Annotated in this window: 11 protein-coding genes; 6 read left to right on the top strand and 5 right to left on the bottom strand. The window is 68.5% G+C overall.

Translation table 11 applies throughout. From position 1 onward, the window contains the following. Nucleotides 1-3 precede the first annotated feature (3 nt). Nucleotides 4-1,374, bottom strand: coding sequence for a hypothetical protein (locus OIU81_RS04820; protein ID WP_329144164.1), 1,371 nt, complete (start codon nt 1,372-1,374; stop codon nt 4-6). 203 nt (nt 1,375-1,577) lie between these two features. On the opposite strand from OIU81_RS04820, the gene OIU81_RS04825 reads away from it, so the two are divergent. Continuing rightward, nucleotides 1,578-2,120 carry a Ser-Thr-rich GPI-anchored membrane family protein gene (locus tag OIU81_RS04825; protein WP_329144166.1) on the top strand — a complete coding sequence of 181 codons (543 nt, stop codon included), beginning with the start codon at nt 1,578-1,580 and terminating at the stop codon, nt 2,118-2,120. Between the two features lie 22 nt (nt 2,121-2,142). Here OIU81_RS04825 and OIU81_RS04830 read toward each other — a convergent pair whose 3' ends face one another. From OIU81_RS04830 to OIU81_RS04845, 4 genes are all read right to left on the bottom strand, one after another. After that, the gene (locus tag OIU81_RS04830) at nt 2,143-3,300 is read right to left on the bottom strand and encodes an acyl-CoA dehydrogenase family protein (RefSeq protein WP_329144168.1); all 1,158 of its coding nucleotides are present in this window, start codon (nt 3,298-3,300) and stop codon (nt 2,143-2,145) included. Further along, on the bottom strand, nt 3,297-4,592 hold the full coding sequence (locus OIU81_RS04835; RefSeq protein ID WP_329144171.1) for an acyl-CoA dehydrogenase family protein: 1,296 nt from the start codon (nt 4,590-4,592) through the stop codon (nt 3,297-3,299). The genes OIU81_RS04830 and OIU81_RS04835 overlap by 4 nt, the downstream gene beginning before the upstream one ends. Next, nucleotides 4,589-5,587: an NADPH:quinone oxidoreductase family protein gene (locus OIU81_RS04840; protein WP_329144173.1), complete on the bottom strand. Its 999-nt coding sequence runs from the start codon at nt 5,585-5,587 to the stop codon at nt 4,589-4,591. Before OIU81_RS04840 ends, OIU81_RS04835 begins: the two co-directional genes overlap by 4 nt. 170 nt (nt 5,588-5,757) lie before the next feature. Next, nucleotides 5,758-6,828, bottom strand: coding sequence for a glycosyl hydrolase family 18 protein (locus OIU81_RS04845; protein ID WP_329144175.1), 1,071 nt, complete (start codon nt 6,826-6,828; stop codon nt 5,758-5,760). A 260-nt stretch (nt 6,829-7,088) separates the two neighbouring features. Between OIU81_RS04845 and OIU81_RS04850 the strand changes: the two genes are divergently transcribed. The 5 genes from OIU81_RS04850 (at nt 7,089) to OIU81_RS04870 (ending at nt 15,344) form a co-directional block, all read left to right on the top strand. Then, a complete protein-coding gene (locus OIU81_RS04850; RefSeq protein WP_329144178.1) occupies nt 7,089-8,534 on the top strand; it encodes a glyceraldehyde-3-phosphate dehydrogenase in 1,446 nt (481 codons plus the stop codon). 276 nt (nt 8,535-8,810) lie between these two features. After that, nucleotides 8,811-9,455 carry a TnsA-like heteromeric transposase endonuclease subunit gene (locus OIU81_RS04855; RefSeq protein WP_443073917.1) on the top strand — a complete coding sequence of 215 codons (645 nt, stop codon included), beginning with the start codon at nt 8,811-8,813 and terminating at the stop codon, nt 9,453-9,455. Next, entirely contained in the window at nt 9,452-11,641 is a 2,190-nt protein-coding gene (locus OIU81_RS04860; RefSeq protein ID WP_329142857.1) for an integrase, read from the top strand. Before OIU81_RS04855 ends, OIU81_RS04860 begins: the two co-directional genes overlap by 4 nt. Next, a complete protein-coding gene (locus OIU81_RS04865) occupies nt 11,638-12,765 on the top strand; it encodes an ATP-binding protein (protein WP_329142858.1) in 1,128 nt (375 codons plus the stop codon). Before OIU81_RS04860 ends, OIU81_RS04865 begins: the two co-directional genes overlap by 4 nt. Next, entirely contained in the window at nt 12,762-15,344 is a 2,583-nt protein-coding gene (locus OIU81_RS04870) for a TniQ family protein (RefSeq protein ID WP_329142860.1), read from the top strand. Before OIU81_RS04865 ends, OIU81_RS04870 begins: the two co-directional genes overlap by 4 nt. Nucleotides 15,345-15,495 lie beyond the last annotated feature (151 nt).

The following is a 15,495-nucleotide window of genomic DNA, read 5'->3' on the forward strand; positions in this document are numbered from 1 at the left end:
GGCTCAGAAGCCGCCGTCTCCCCCGCCGAACCCGCCGCCGTCGCCGAAGCCGCCACCGTCGCCGAACCCGCCGCCACCACCGAAGCCGCCGCCGAAGTCATCGGGGTTGAAGTCGGATCCGGAGAAGTCACCGCCGTCGGCACCGGCGCCGCCGAAGTCGGCTCCGTAGGCGTCCGACGACATCATGACGTTGCCGAGCAGCGTGCCCACCAGGAGTCCGGGCAGCAGACCGCCGCCGAAGTAGCCGCCGGCCCAGGGGGCGTAGGCCGGTCCCGCGTCCCAGTAGGGGCGGTCGCCGCTCTCCGTGCGGACCGTGCGGGCCAGCGGCTCCCGGCCGTCGTCCAGGCGGCTCTTGTCGGCGGCGCAGACCGGCACGGTGCGCTGGGCACCGCCCGCCGGCGCCCAGGTGGCATCGACGACGGACGGGCCGTGGCGCGGGTCGAAGAAGCAGGGCAGCCGGCGCTCGGGCAGCGGTTCGCCCGCCCGGCGCGCGGCAAGGGTGGCCAGCGAGAACCGGCCGTCCTCCAGGGCCTGGGTCACGGCCTGCACCTCGCCGGGGTGCTGGGCCGCCGCCATCGACGACTTGGCGCTCTCGTACGAGTCCAGCGCACGGCTGTAGTCCGCGCGCATCGCGTCGTCGGCGCCGGCCTCACCGGGGTGGAAGTCGAGCCGGTCCAGCTCCTCGCCGAAGGCGGTGATGTCCTCGTCGACGACGACCCGCAGCTCCTCCAGCGCGGCCCGCTCCGCCTCGGCCCGCCGCTTGCGGGTGCGGCGGGCGAGGGCGTAGGCGCCGCCACCGCCGACGACGACCAGCACCCCGAGCCCGATCGCCGTGCCGGTGTCGAAGCCGGAGCCGGAGCCGGAGCCGCCCCAGGAGGACGGGGCCTGGCCGCTTGCCGACCGGTCCGCGGAGTCGACGAAGCTGTTCAGGCGGGCGCTGACCGTCGGGTACCCCGAGCGCTTGACCGAGCCGACGAGGTTCTGCACCGAGTTGTGCGACATCACCCGCGGGTCGGCGCCGGCGTTGAAGCCGTCACCGAGGGCGACGGCGTAGACGCCGCTGATGCCGACCTTGGTGCGCAGGTCCTTCAGCAGCGTGCGGGGCGGGTAGTCGGCGGTGCGCGGCAGCACGGCGACGAAGACCGGCTTGTCCGCGTCCTTGATCTTCTTGGCCAGGCTGTCCGCCTGGGCGGTGGAGAACTGGCCCGAGGCGCGCGGATCGACGTAGACCGGGCCCTTCTTCAGGGCGGCCGCGGCTTCGTCGAGCCCCCCGGCAGCACGGGCCTGCGGTGCCATCGCCGCGGCCGCCGCCAGCAGCAGGGCCACCAGCAGCAGAACGGGTCCGGTCAGAGCACGACGAGTTGCGGTCTTCATGCGTGCGACGCTACCCGAACCGCACTTTCCAGACATCACCGATGTAGCGACCGGCATCGTTCACACCGGGGGATTTTCCTGCACCGCGGGGAGCCTGTCGCGCCGGAGATGTCCATCCAGGTGATCGCTCAGCGCGTCGTTTTTGATGATCGAAGTGCCGGGGATATACCCGCTCGCCCCTCCCCCGAGGAAACGAGGAGACGATGTGCAGGGCCACCTCGATGGCCACCAGTCTGGCCGTCGCCGTCGCCACCACCGCCGTCGGATGCATGCTGGTGATCTCGCTGGCGCCGTCGCACCCCGAGGCCGCGAAGAGCCGGCCGCGGGAGGGCGGTGCGGTGGCCGCCACGTCCGGTCATGCGGGCTCGGCCGCGCGGGCCGCCACCTCGGCCCTGGGCGCACCCGCCGCCGATACCGGCGAGGGGCGGTACACCTCTCCCCCGACGGGGCGGATCGTGGTGACCGCCCCCGCGCCGGGCGTCGACTACAAGGCGAACGGCAGCACCACGGTGGCCTGGACGAACACCACGGGTGAGCAGGTGGACATCTGGCTGTGGTCGGACAACGGCCACGGCCCCGCGGAGCGGGTGTCGGTGGTGGCGCCCCGGGCCGGCGACGGGCGGCAGGGCGAGGCACTGGTGACGCTGCCCAACGTGCCGCCGGGCCCCCGCTACTTCCTGGAGGTGGCCACCGCCGGTGACGGCGCGGTCCGGGGGGTCAGCCGGACCTTCGCCGTCACCGCGTGACCGCCGCCGCGCGGTGCAGCCCCTACGGTGCGTCGATCCCGACCAGGGCGCCCAGGGCGTCCCGGTGCCGTCCCGGCGAGCCGAGGGCGAGTTCATCGCTCTTGGCCCGCTTGAGGAACAGATGGGCCGGGTGCTCCCAGGTCATGCCGATGCCGCCGTGCAGCTGGACGCACTCCTCGGCGGCGCGTACCGCCACCGGCCCGCAGTACGCCTGGGCGACGGCCACCGCCACCGGGGCGTCGGGGCTGTCGGAGGCCAGGGCGTCGGCGGCGTACCGGGCGGCGGCGCGGGCCGAGGCGACCTCCAGCCAGAGCGCGGCCATCCGGTGCTTGAGCGCCTGGAACGAGCCGACGGGGCGGCCGAACTGGGTGCGCTCGGCGGTATGGCGCACGGTCTCGGCCAGACACCATTCGGCCACGCCCAGCTGTTCCGAGGCGAGCAGTCCGGCACCGGTGAGCAGGGCACGGTCGACGGCGGCGCGGGCGCGGTCCCCGGTGGCCAGCAGGCGGCCGCGGGCGCCGTCGAAGGTGAGATGGCCGAGGGGGCGGGTGAGGTCGAGGGGGGTGACGGTGTCGGTGCGGACGCCCTCCGCCGCGGCCTCGACCGCGTACAGCGCCGGTCCGTCGGTGCCCTCGGCGGGGACCAGCAGCAGCGCGGCGGACGCGGCGTCGGCGACCGAGGTCACCCGGCCGGTGAGGGTGCCGTCCGCCGCGGCCCGTACGGCGAGGTCCGGCGGGGTGCCGGGAGCGGTGGGCAGCGGGAGGGCCAGCACGCCGACGGTGCGGCCGGCGGCGAGTGCGGCGAGCGGCGCGGCGACCCCGGCACCGTCGCCGCAGCCGAGCAGTGCGGTCACCGCGATGACGGCGCTGGTCAGATAGGGCACGGGCGCCACCGAGCGGCCCAGCTCCTCCAGGACCACGGCGGCCTCGCGGGCGCTCGCGCCGTGTCCGCCGAGCTTCTCGGGGACCAGCAGTCCCGCGGTGCCGATGTCGGTGGCGAGCGCCCGCCACAGGCCGGTGTCGTGGGGGGCGCCGGACTCCAGGGCGGCGAGCACGGTGGCCGGGGCGCCGCGGTCGGCGAGCAGCGACCGTACGGCGGCGCGCAGCGCCTCCTCGTCCTCGGAGTACAGGAGGTCGGGGTCGGGCGCCGGGGCGCCGGGGCGGGGTGTCCCGTCGGTCATCGGGGGAGGTCCTTCCACGCGACGTCCTTGTCGGTGCGCGGCTCGGGCGGCAGCCCCAGCACGCGTTCGGCGACGATGTTGAGCAGCACTTCCGAGGTGCCTCCTTCGATGGAGTTCCCCTTGGCGCGCAGATAGCGGTAGCCGGCCTCGCGGCCGGTGAAGTCGACGCCGTCGGGCCGGCGCATCGTCCAGTCGTCGTAGGTCAGCCCGTCCTCGGCGAGGAACTCCACCTCCCAGCCGCTGATCTCCTGGGCGAGCCGGGCGAACGCCAGCTTCATCCCGCTGCCCTCGGGGCCGGGTTGGCCCGTGGGGGCACCTCCCGCTCGAACGGAGTTGAGAGTGGGGGAGAGCTGCTGGCGCAGCCGCTCGCCGGTCAGCCGGGCGACCTCGGCCTCCACCCACAGCGTCAGCAGCCGCTGGTGCAGGTCGTGGGTGCGCAGTGCGGGGCGGGCGCGCCAGTCCTCGGCGGCGACGCCGATCATGCCGCCCTCACGGGGGATACGGGAGCCTCCGATGGCGACCCGCTCGTTCATCAGCGTGGTCTGCGCGACCTTCCAGCCCTCGCCGACCTCGCCGAGGCGATGGGCGTCGGGGATCCGCACCCCGGTGAGGAAGACCTCGTTGAACTCGGCCTCGCCGGTGATCTGCCGTAGCGGCCGCACCTCGACGCCGGGGTCGGTCATGTCGCACACGAAGTAGCTGATACCGCGGTGCTTGGGCACCGAGGGGTCGGTGCGGGCGATCAGAATGGCCCAGCGGGCCAGATGCGCGCTGGACGTCCAGACCTTCTGGCCGTCCACGACCCAGCCTCCCCCGCCCTCCACACCCTGGTCTCTCCCGCCCTCCACAACCCGGTCTCCCCCGCCCTCGGCGTCCGAGCGGGCGCCTTCCGCGTCCCGTACCGCGCGGGTCGCCAGCGCCGCCAGGTCGGAGCCCGCCCCGGGCTCGCTGAACAGCTGGCACCACACCTCCTCGCCGGTCCACAAGGGGCGCAGCCAGCGCTGTTTCTGCTCCTCGGAGCCGAAGCGCAGGATGGTCGGCGCGGCCATGCCGAGGCCGATGCCGATCCGTCCCGGGTCGTTGTCGGGGGCGCCGGCGGCCGTGAGCTCGGCGTCCACGACGGACTGCAGGGAGCGGGGCGCGTCGAGTCCGCCGAGGCCCTCGGGGAAGTGGACCCAGGCGAGCCCGGCGTCGAAGCGGGCGCGCAGGAAGTCCAGCCGTCCGGTGGTGGCCGGCGGGTGGGCGGTGAGCAGGGCGGCGGTGCGCCGCCGCAGGTCCGCGGCGTCGGTCATCGTGCCTCCTCCGCTCCGGGGAGCACCACGAGCCGGCCGACGGACGTCCCGTCGGCGACCCGCTGGACGGCGTCGGCGGCCGCGGCCAGCGGGACCCGCCCGCCGATGAGCGGCTTGACGGTGCCCTGCGCGGCGAGTTTGGTCAGCTCTTCGTGGCAGGCGTCGATCGCGGCCGGGTCCTTGATCTGGTACAGGCCCCAATGCAGGCCCAGGATCGCGTAGTTCTTCACCAGGGCGTGGTTGAGGGCCGGGCTGGGGATGGCGCCGCCGGCGAAGCCGACGACGACGATCCGGCCCTCGAACGCGATGCACTTGACCGACTTGGCGTACGCCTCGCCACCCACCGGGTCGTAGACGACATCGGCGCCGCGGCCGCCGGTGGCGTCCTTGACGGCGGCGACGAGGTCGTCGCGGTGCCGGTCGAGCACGAGGTCGCAGCCCAGTTCACGGGCGACACGGGCCTTCTCCGCGCCGCCCACGACACCGATGACCCGCGCACCGGCGGCCTTGCCGAGCTGGACGGCGGCGCTGCCGACGCCACCCGCGGCGGCGTGCACCAGCAGGGTCTCGCCCGGCTGGAGACGGGCCCGGCGGTGCAGTCCGAACCAGCCGGTCTGGTAGCCGACGTGCAGCGCCGCGGCCTCGGCGTCGTCCAGGACCTCGGGGGCGGGGCGGACGGTTGCCGCGTCGACGACGGCGAGTTCGGCCAGTCCCCCGCCGGGCAGCGGCGGCTGGGCGAGCACCCGCGCGCCGATGTCACCGGTCGCGCCCTCCCCCACGGCGAGGACCTCGCCGCAGATCTCCACGCCCGGGGTGAACGGCAGCGGCGGCCGCGCCTGGTAGAGCCCGCGGCACAGCAGCGCGTCCGGGAAGTTGACGTTGGCGGCCCGCACCCGCAGCAGCAGCTGCCCGGGGCCCGGCTGGGGATCCGGCACCTCCTCCAGCCGCATCACTTCACGCGGCTCGCCGTTCGCGTGTACGCGCCATGCCTTCACCTGGTGCCTCCACAGACTTGGATACGCGGTGGGGCGAAGGGCACACCGGCCCCCTCGCCAGCGACATACTAAGCGGTCGGTATCCCTGAGGGAACAGTCTCCGCCACACGGCGGCGACGACGGGCGACGACGGGCATCCGCCCCCTGACGCTCCCCGGGCGGCGCCGCGACTACTCGCCGCGGAGCGCCGCCCAGGTCCCCGGGTCCTCGAAGCCGAGTGCCCACAGCCCGGTGCCGCGCACCCCGTACTTCCGCAGCAGCGGCATCAGCTCCCGGACACCGCGCGCGTCCTGGTACCAGACCTCGTGGTCGTCGCCGTCCTTGCGGTAGGTGAAGTGCGGGGTGCCGGACCGCTCGTCGAAGAGGTAGTCCGCGTCCTCCCGCTCGCGCAGCGCCTCGGCCTCCTTCCAGGTCCGGTGCGCGGCATGGCCGGTGACACCGGTGACCCAGTCCCAGCCGTAGCCGGGGAAGGCCACCTCGATCTTGTCCCGGGGGATGGTGTCGGTGGCGTAGCGCAGGAATTCGCCGTACCAGTCCCTGGCGGACAGCGGCCCCGCCTCGCCGCCCGACCAGTGCAGGTCATAGCCCATGATCCGGACCCGGTCGGCGTACCGGCCGAGCTCCTCGTAGTCGAAGGCCTCACCGGACCCGCGGACCCGGGCGGGCACCGTGACCACGCACTGCGCGTCGCGGGCGTGCAGCCGCGCGCACAGCTGCCTGACGAGCGCGCTGTATCCCGTGCGCACCCGGGCGCGGACCTCCTTGTCGTGGGTGACCGCCATCGACTCGTAATCCAGGTCGAGCCCGTCGTACGGCCGGCTGTCCATAATCCCCAGCAAGGCCTGCACATGGTCCGCGCGCCGCTGCGGATCATGCATCAGCTCGGCCATCCGCTCGGCGCCGAGCGTTTCGGTCACGGTGGGGACCACATCGATCCCCGCGTCGTGCAGCCCGTCGATGACGCCGCGCCGGCCCGCCCCTTCGTGCCCCGTGACGGCGGTGTCCGAGGAGGCCTGGTACCAGAACGGGCTGACGGTGTGCAGCTGGGAGGCGTGCCGCAGGGCGTCGCGGTAGGCGGCGTCGGTGTCGCCCCAGTAGGGAAGCCAGGCCGAGCCGGTGCGCCCGCCGTCCCTCGACTCCTTGGGCGCGGCGGCCGCCGGGGACCAGGGCACGAGGAGCGCCGTGACGGCCAGGAGGAGCGCAAGGCCGGTGCGCAGCCGGGATCCCGAAGGCTGTTCCATGATCCGAGCGTCACCCGGCACCGCTACTGACGCACCGTCAGATGCGCTGAACGGGGAGATGCGCGGAAGGGCGGGCGGAGTGGCGGACCGATCTTGGGCGCGGCCGGCGGTGCGACACGGAAGCCCCCGCACCGCGGTCCGCCCCCCACCCGGAATGACCATGGATCCGATCCCGGTACGCCCTCATGACGGCACCCCTTGAAGGAGCGAAGGGGCGTCGGGTTAGCATATGAGCACCGCCTAGCTCGAAAGATAAACCTGTGACTGTCAATGACGACTCGTTCACCAACTGGAAAAACCGCGAAGAGATCGCGGAGTCGATGATCCCGATCATCGGGAAGCTGCACCGTGAGCGGGACGTCACGGTCCTGCTACACAGCCGCTCCTTGGTGAACAAGTCGGTGGTCAGCATCCTCAAGACGCACCGCTTCGCCCGGCAGATCGCCGGCGAGGAGCTCTCGATCACCGAGACGCTGCCGTTCCTGCAGGCCCTCACCACGCTCGATCTCGGCCCGTCGCAGATCGACATCGCGATGCTCGCCGAGACGTACCGGACCGACGACCGCGGTCTGTCGGTGGAGGAGTTCACCGCCGAGGCCGTCGCCGGTGCCACGGGTACCGACAAGATCGAGCGCCGCGAGCCGCGCGACGTCGTCCTCTACGGGTTCGGCCGCATCGGCCGCCTCGTCGCCCGCCTGCTCATCGAGAAGGCCGGCTCCGGCAACGGCCTGCGGCTGCGCGCCGTCGTCGTCCGCCAGGGTGGCGAGCAGGACCTCGTCAAGCGCGCCTCGCTGCTGCGCCGCGACTCCATCCACGGCCAGTTCCAGGGCACGATCACCGTCGACGAGGCGAACAGCAAGATCATCGCCAATGGCAACGAGATCAAGGTGATCTACGCGAGCGACCCGTCGGAGGTCGACTACACGGCGTACGGCATCAAGGACGCCATCCTCATCGACAACACCGGAAAGTGGCGCGACCGCGAGGGCCTCTCGAAGCACCTGCGCCCCGGTATCGACAAGGTCGTCCTGACCGCCCCGGGCAAGGGTGACGTCCCCAACGTCGTCCACGGCGTCAACCACGACTCGATCAAGCCGGACGAGCAGATCCTGTCCTGCGCGTCCTGCACCACCAACGCGATCGTCCCACCGCTGAAGGCGATGGCGGACGAGTACGGCGTCCTGCGCGGCCACGTGGAGACCGTCCACTCCTTCACCAACGACCAGAACCTGCTGGACAACTACCACAACTCCGACCGTCGCGGCCGCTCGGCGCCGCTCAACATGGTCATCACCGAGACCGGTGCCGCCTCGGCCGTCGCCAAGGCGCTGCCCGACCTGGACGCGAAGATCACCGGCAGCTCGATCCGCGTCCCGGTGCCGGATGTCTCGATCGCGATCCTCAACCTCCAGCTCGCGCGGGAGACCAACCGCGAGGAGGTCCTCGACTACCTCCGCCACGTGTCGCTGACCTCGCCGCTCAAGCGCCAGATCGACTTCACCAGCGCGCCCGACGCCGTCTCGAACGACTTCATCGGCTCGCGCCACGCCTCGATCGTCGACGCCGGCGCCACCAAGGTCGAGGGCGACAACGCGATCCTCTACCTCTGGTACGACAACGAGTTCGGCTACTCCTGCCAGGTCATCCGCGTCGTCCAGCACGTCTCCGGGGTGGAGTACCCGACCTACCCGGCCCCGGTCGTCTGATCGCGGCTCTAGGATCCGCATGATCATTGACAATGAAGGTGTTTCATTGACATCGGATTGGCAAATCCGCGGTTCCTTTGACAATGGCTACGTTCAGTAGCGGTCCTCTCTGGGCCTCTTTCGATCTCCGCTGAGTCTGCAACGCCCGCTCTCCGTACCGTCTCAAGCATGGCAGTACGGAGAGCGGGCGGTACCCGTCGTACACGAAAAGTCCCTTCGACCTCGATCCGGTACGTCGATGGATCGGTACGCGAAGTCCCGATCCGACAACTCAGGTTGACCGATTTTGCGGAGTCCCAGCCGTGGCGGGCTGTTCGCTCCGTCCACGGGATGGCCCACTACTCGGGCAAGTACTCGTCTGCAACGACGGGTGGGCACGTGGTGTACGAAAGCCGCCTGGAGCTCGCCCGATTGCTGCTGGCGGACTTCGATCCGGAAGTGCGGGGGATCTTTGCTCAGCCGTGCCGCCTGGCGGCCCGGGTCGGCGACCGGACTCGCCACCACGTGCCGGACTTTCTGCTGGTCATGCGTTCGGGGACCGTGCGGGTGGTGAATGTCAAGCCAGCGAGCCGCTTGAAGGATCCGAAGATCGTGGAGGCTCTTGCGTGGCCTGGCGAGCTGTTCCGGCAGCATGGCTGGGACTACGAAATCTGGTCCGGAGCGGATCGGGTGCTGCTGGAGAACGTGCGGTTCCTCGCTGCCTACCGGCGTCCCGGTGTGGTGTCCGCAACGGAAACAGAGCAGGCATGGCAGCAGGTGACCGACGGCGAAAAACTGGCCTTGGCTGAGCGCCAGTTGGCCAATGGGCGGCCCGCCGAGGAGGCGAGGCCAGCGTTCATGGCTCTGTTGTGGTCGGGACGGTTGACGACGGACCTGTCGCGTCCGTTGTCGGGTGAGTCGGTGCTGCGCAGGTGCGTATGAGCACGTGGACGACGCCCTTGAGGCCAGGGTTGCCGATCAGCTTCGACGGTGAACAATTCACGGTCGCCGAAATTGAGGGTCGCCGGATTCTTCTCCAGCCGGCAGTCTCTGTCGTCGGTGTCCCGCAGTGGCGGCAGGTTGATATCTCTGTGCTGTTGGCGCATCCCACCACCGAGATCCTCACTCCGGCCCCGCAAGGTGAATCAGCTGATGCGGCTGCCCTGAGCGGTCTCAGCGACAAAGAGGACGATGAGCTGACCCGGCAGTTTCGCCATGTCCAGGAGGTCCGCACCGGCTATCAACTCGGCAGCGAGGAACTGGCTCTGGCGGGCGAGCCACGACCCGACTACGCGCCCGGAACACCGAAAATGCACCGGTACGCGGCCAAGGCGGCAGAACTGGGAGTTTCCGAAACCACGATCCGCAACTGGGTACGGCAAGTGAATAGCTCCGGCCCGGCCGGCCTGGTTCGCGACCGCCCTCAAAAGAGCGTGCTTGACAAGGTCGACCCTCGGTGGCTGGAGATGACCCGGTCAGTTTTGAAAGGCCACGAGAAGTCATCCCGGCCGGTGCGGAGTCTGATCCTGATCGAGATCGAAGAGCGTCTGGCCAAGAAGTATGGGGATGGCACGGTCCCGTTTCCGGCCCGCACGACGGGCTATGAGGCACTTCGAGTGCTTACCAAGGGAACGAACGCCTTCGAGGGCAGCACGAAGGGGAAGAGGTCGATCGCGGACGCCCCGAAGGGGACCTACGGTCGGCTGCGCGCGACACGACCGGGCGAGTATGTGGTGCTGGACACCAACTGCCTGGACGTCTTCGCGATGGAACCGGTGACCTGCCGGTGGGTGCGGTGTGAGCTCACGGTCGCGATGGATCTCTATAGCCGGTGCATCACCGGGCTCCGCCTCACCCCGGTGTCGACGAAGTCAACGGACGTGGCTGGGGTGTTGTTCGAGACGGTCCGGCCACAAGACGTTCCGGGGGACGGGAGCGAGCCGCTGCCGTATTGCGGAGTGCCGTCCACCGTCGTGGTCGATGCGGACAAGCTCGTCGACCGGGACGGGCAGCCGCTGCTGCCCACGGTCGCGGCCGAGACGATCATCTATGACCACGGCAAGGTCTACCTGTCGAACCACATCGAGAGCGTCTGCGCGAAGCTGGACATCTCTCTGCAGCCGGCCCGGCCGAAGACACCGACCGACAAGCCGGTCGAACGCTGGTTCCGAACCCTCAACCAGGGAGTGCTGGCCGCGCTGCCCGGCTACAAGGGCTCGGACGTGCACAGCCGCGGCGAGAAGGTCGAGGACGAGGCATTCTTCTTCATCGACGAACTCGAAGCGATCATCCGTGAATGGATCACTCTGATCTATCACCGGCGCCGCCACCGCGGCCTGCGGATTCCGGAGGTCCCTGGGCTTCAGCTCAGTCCGCTGGACATGTTCGAGCACGGAGTCACCCGGGCGGGACCACTGCGGATCCCGGCCCGCCCCAATATGGCTCTGGAGTTCCTGGAGGAGGAACGCGTCCCGATCCACCACTACGGCGTCGAGATCGAAGGGATGCGCTACAACGGGGATGCGCTGAACAACTACCGCAACCAGCCCAGCCCCTATCGCGGAGTGGACGCGGGCAAGTGGCCGATCGCGGTGGACCGCGGCGATATGCGCAAGGTGTATTTCCAGGACCCAGACCTTCGGACATGGCATACGCTCGACTGGGAACACGCGGCCGCCCTGAATGGACCGTTCAGCAGAGAGGCGCTGGTCTACGCTCGCCGGATTGCGAAGAAGACGCACCGGTTCCCCGACACCAAACGCGCGTTGGTCGAACTCCTCGAACGGTGGGGCGCCGGATTGGCCGCGGATCGCACTGAGCGACGCATGGCCCTCCGTCTCTCCCAGGAACGGCTACAGCTGGTGGGAGAGGCCGACGAACCACGGGAGGCAGAGGACGAGGTCGCCTCGCTGCCATCGGTCCGACGCATTGCCGCCCTGAGTCCATCCGAACAAGACCCAGCAGAAGCCGAGCCCGCCGAGCCCGGCCTTGTCATCGTCGGAACTGAGGACAACGAACTCGGCGGGGACGACGACGAGGATGAGGAATGCGAGGCAGCCTTCCCGGGCGACGAATCCGCTCTCATCGATGAGGACGACTACTACGCCGATATCTGGGACAGCCGTTGAAAGCGCCGGACGGCGTCGAGCCGTTCGAAGGCGACGACCGCCAGTACAGTCCCACCCGGCTTCCGGGCTGGCTTCAGGAGGTCAACGGGCCGGACCGGATCCGACCGGAACAGCACACCAGAGCGCAACTGGCTGACCTCTCGCCGCGAGCGCTCTTAATGCATAACGACAGCCGGGCGGTCTGGCATGCCAACATCGGCCCGATTGAAACCCCGCAACTCCTCCAACTACACGATGAGCTGGACGAGATTGTCGATTCGAACCGGCAGGACGGGGATAAGACGAAACCGGCAGCACTGCTGGATTCCTACCCAGGACTCGGAAAGAGCACCGCAGTCCGCGCCTACGGCCGGAAGCTATTCCGTGAACAGATCACCTTGCGCGGGGAAACCACCCCTAGCGGAGACCGCAGGGTCCCCATCATCTACATCGCACTGAGTGGGAACACACAGATCCGCGGCCTGAACGCCGCGATCTGCCGCTTCTACGGACTGCCGGTCACGGGGGACGCCGACACCCTGGCCGAGCGGGCTGTGGACGCGGTGTTGTCCATGAGAACCGCCGTTTTCATCATCGACGACATCCACTTCCTGGCCGGAGCGAAAACCAACTCGGTTCGCATGTCCAACCAGTTGAAGTACCTGGCAAACGTCTTCCCTGTCACCCTCATCTATGTCGGCGTCGGGGTCCAGCAGCGCGGCATCCTCAGCGAGGGATTCTCCGGCAAGAAGAACGAACTCGCCCAGTTCGGACGCCGCACCACTCCACTGACATTGCTCCCTTTCCAGATCGAGAACGAGGAGGGACGTCGGCAGTGGCAGGTCCTGCTGAAGACGATCGAGAAGAAGCTCGTCCTGGCGGAGAAATACCCAGGGATGCTCGCCCAGGAACTTTCCGACTATCTCTACTCTCGCTCCACCGGCCACTTTGCCTCCCTCATGGCACTGATCAACCGCGGCTGCCTCCGCGCCATCCGCTGCGGCCATGAGCGCCTCGACAAGGACCTCATGGACCAGGTGAAGAACGACGTCGCTGCCGAGGAAGCCCGTGAGGAACTCGAAGCCGCCATCGAGGCCGGCCTGCTGACCAGTCATCCCGCATCACCCGGCAGGAAATCGGCATGACGGAATGGACGGATGACCGCATTCCTCTCTGGGTTCCCCCGGTTGAGGGGGAGTCCCTCGACAGCTGGCTGGCGGCATACGCCCGCCGCCTGCGGACGGGCGTGCCGCAGTTCCTGAGCTTCATTGGTCTGCACAGAGCCCGTCCCAACCACATGGTCCGGTATCTGACAGACCGCGAACGGCAGGTACTTTCCGAACGCACGGGGCTCGCCTCGGAGGAACTGACGCCGATGACGCTCGAACCCTGGGACGGAGTGGCGGTGAACATCGACCGTCCGACGCGCCGTCTGAGCCGCCCACCGAACTGGCGGCACACCGGCAATACCAGCCGCTTCTGCCCCGGTTGTCTCGACGAAAGCGCCGGACGTTGGCAGATTTCATGGCGACTGCCGTGGTCATTTGCCTGCACCCGGCACGGAATGCTGTTGCTCGATTGCTGCCCAGAATGCGGACAACCGCCCGTGGTTCATGGGCGACAGCACCTGCGGAACTCTCCTGCGGGAGTCTGCCTCTACGGAACGGGCACTGCCGGCGCCGCCCCCTGCGAGTTCTTCCTGCCGCACGCGGCTACCCCTGTCCTCTCTGCAGACTCATTGGTCCTCAATGCCCAGCAAGACGCCACCTCCAAATTCTTGCAAATCGGTGATTCTCTGGACGACTCCTTGCTGCATGGTCGCGAACTGGCCGTCCTCGGCCGGTCGGCATTGCGCGGGATCAACGACAGGCTGTCCACAGCGCCTTCCGTTGTCCATGAAGTCCTCGCGGAACTCGGTGGTGATCTGCCTAAACTAGCGAATCGAGAGAGCGGAGTGAACGCTCACGGCGTGGCAGTTGGCACCACCATCGCCAGGATTGCAGTGCTCCAGGACCGGGATGACAGTGATGCAGTCTTTGCTTGGTTGATGGAGGCCCAACGTTCGAGGCGGAAGAATACTTATCCGACATCCTGGCTCGTTGACTGGGTTCCAGCCGGACCCCGCGTGATGTCTCGTGCTCTGACCGCCGTGTCCAACGAACTGACCTGGACTGCGCGCCTGCGTTTCGGCACGACCACGAGTGGTCCGACCTGGCCGACCCTCGCCGACGAAGACGTACGACGTCGAGCGGCCCGACTGCCGGCGATGCTCTGGCCCTCTTGGACAATCCGGATGTTGCCTCGCCTGCCCGAACCCCTATTCAGGTTGTCCGGACTCCGCCGAGCATGCGCGACTCTGCTCCTTACGCCTGGAACATTCTGGGACTATCCTAGAGCCGCTGAACTTCTGGGCAATCCGCACACATCCGACAACAGGAATGCTCTCGACGCAGCACTCGAAAAGCAGCGCCCCGATGAACTTGCCGCACTCTTGGCCGAGTTAGCTCGCGCTATTGACGCTCATCCAGTTCCCATCGACTATCGCCGTCGGCGGACCATCTTCTCCGAGGCCACTATCAGATTCGACCTGGACGCCTTCCATGGGTACTGCCGCCGTCGCGGCCTTCGGAGCGGACCGACGCAGATCAAGAGACTCCGGTGGCACCTTCTCAAGATTCTCCTCGGAGCAGACCCTGGCAGCTCATCCCGGACCCCGACCTGGAACACGAACCTCTCGCACCAGATCACCACAGAGCTCAAAGGATTCCTCTTCCAGCAGGCAGTAAAGAACCTCCAGGCTCACCAAATTGAAGAACCCGTGCTTTGGCAACCGCCGGCCACCTGGCTCGAAAGAATTGCATGGCCCGGAGAAGATCCCGAAAAGATCGACCACTCCGCACTCGCCGAGATGCTGATCGCGGGCCGCCCGCTGGCGGAGGTTGCGAGACACCTGGACATCAGCGAGGACCACGTCCTCTTGCACCTTGAAATGGCTGATATCGGTGGGACAGCGCCCGATCCCCCGCCGCGTCCCAGCGTTCCGGGCCGCAACATTCCGCGCCAAGACGTTCTCTCGCCACGAGAACTGCAACGGCTCTACCAGGAACAGCGACTCTCTGTCGTCGATATCGCGCAGCTCGCGGGGTGCAGCTCTCGCACCGTTCGTCGAGCACTCGTCGAGGCCAAGATCCCTAGCTCAGGGCGCGGAGTTCCTCCCCTCCTGCCGGGCATGGTTACCAGAGATTGGCTGGAAGGGGAGTACGCCATGAAAGGACGCGGCTGTCTTGATATCGCGCACGAACTCGGCCTCCATCAAGACACCGTGTCGCGCTTCCTGCGGATTTGGGACATCCCGCGACGTTCCAACGGACTCGGTTCGAACCCCTTCGCCCACCTCGGTGTCGCGCTCTCGCCAGAAATGCGACGCCTCAGTAATAGGAGGAGCTGCCTGCCGTGGCTACGCAACCTCCTCCAAATACCCGGACACCCCGGCCTGTCGGCTGCCGCACCGGCAATCAGCGTCCCCGAGGTCACCCTCCGCCGGCAGCTCAGGATCATTGAAAGCGTCGTGGGGTTCAGCGTGATCGAGCGAACCGACCCGCTGTCTCCCACTCCGACGGGCGTGAGATTCCTGACCGAAGCTCGCGATCTCCTTGATCGTTTCGACAGCGCCGCAACGCTGGTCGCAACCGGCTCGAGCAGGACCTCAGACCACTCACGGTGATTGCCGGAGCGGTGCTCAACGCCAAGATTGAGAAGCCTGGGCTGACAACGGCGTTGCCAATCTGACCCGGATTTCGGCGTTTCTGCAGGAAACAGTGTCAATGATCATGAGGAACCTACAGCGGCAGACAGAGCGGACACAGGGGCCCGGC

It is taken from the genome of Streptomyces sp. NBC_01454, assembly GCF_036227565.1.
Taxonomy (GTDB): Bacteria; Actinomycetota; Actinomycetes; order Streptomycetales; family Streptomycetaceae; genus Streptomyces.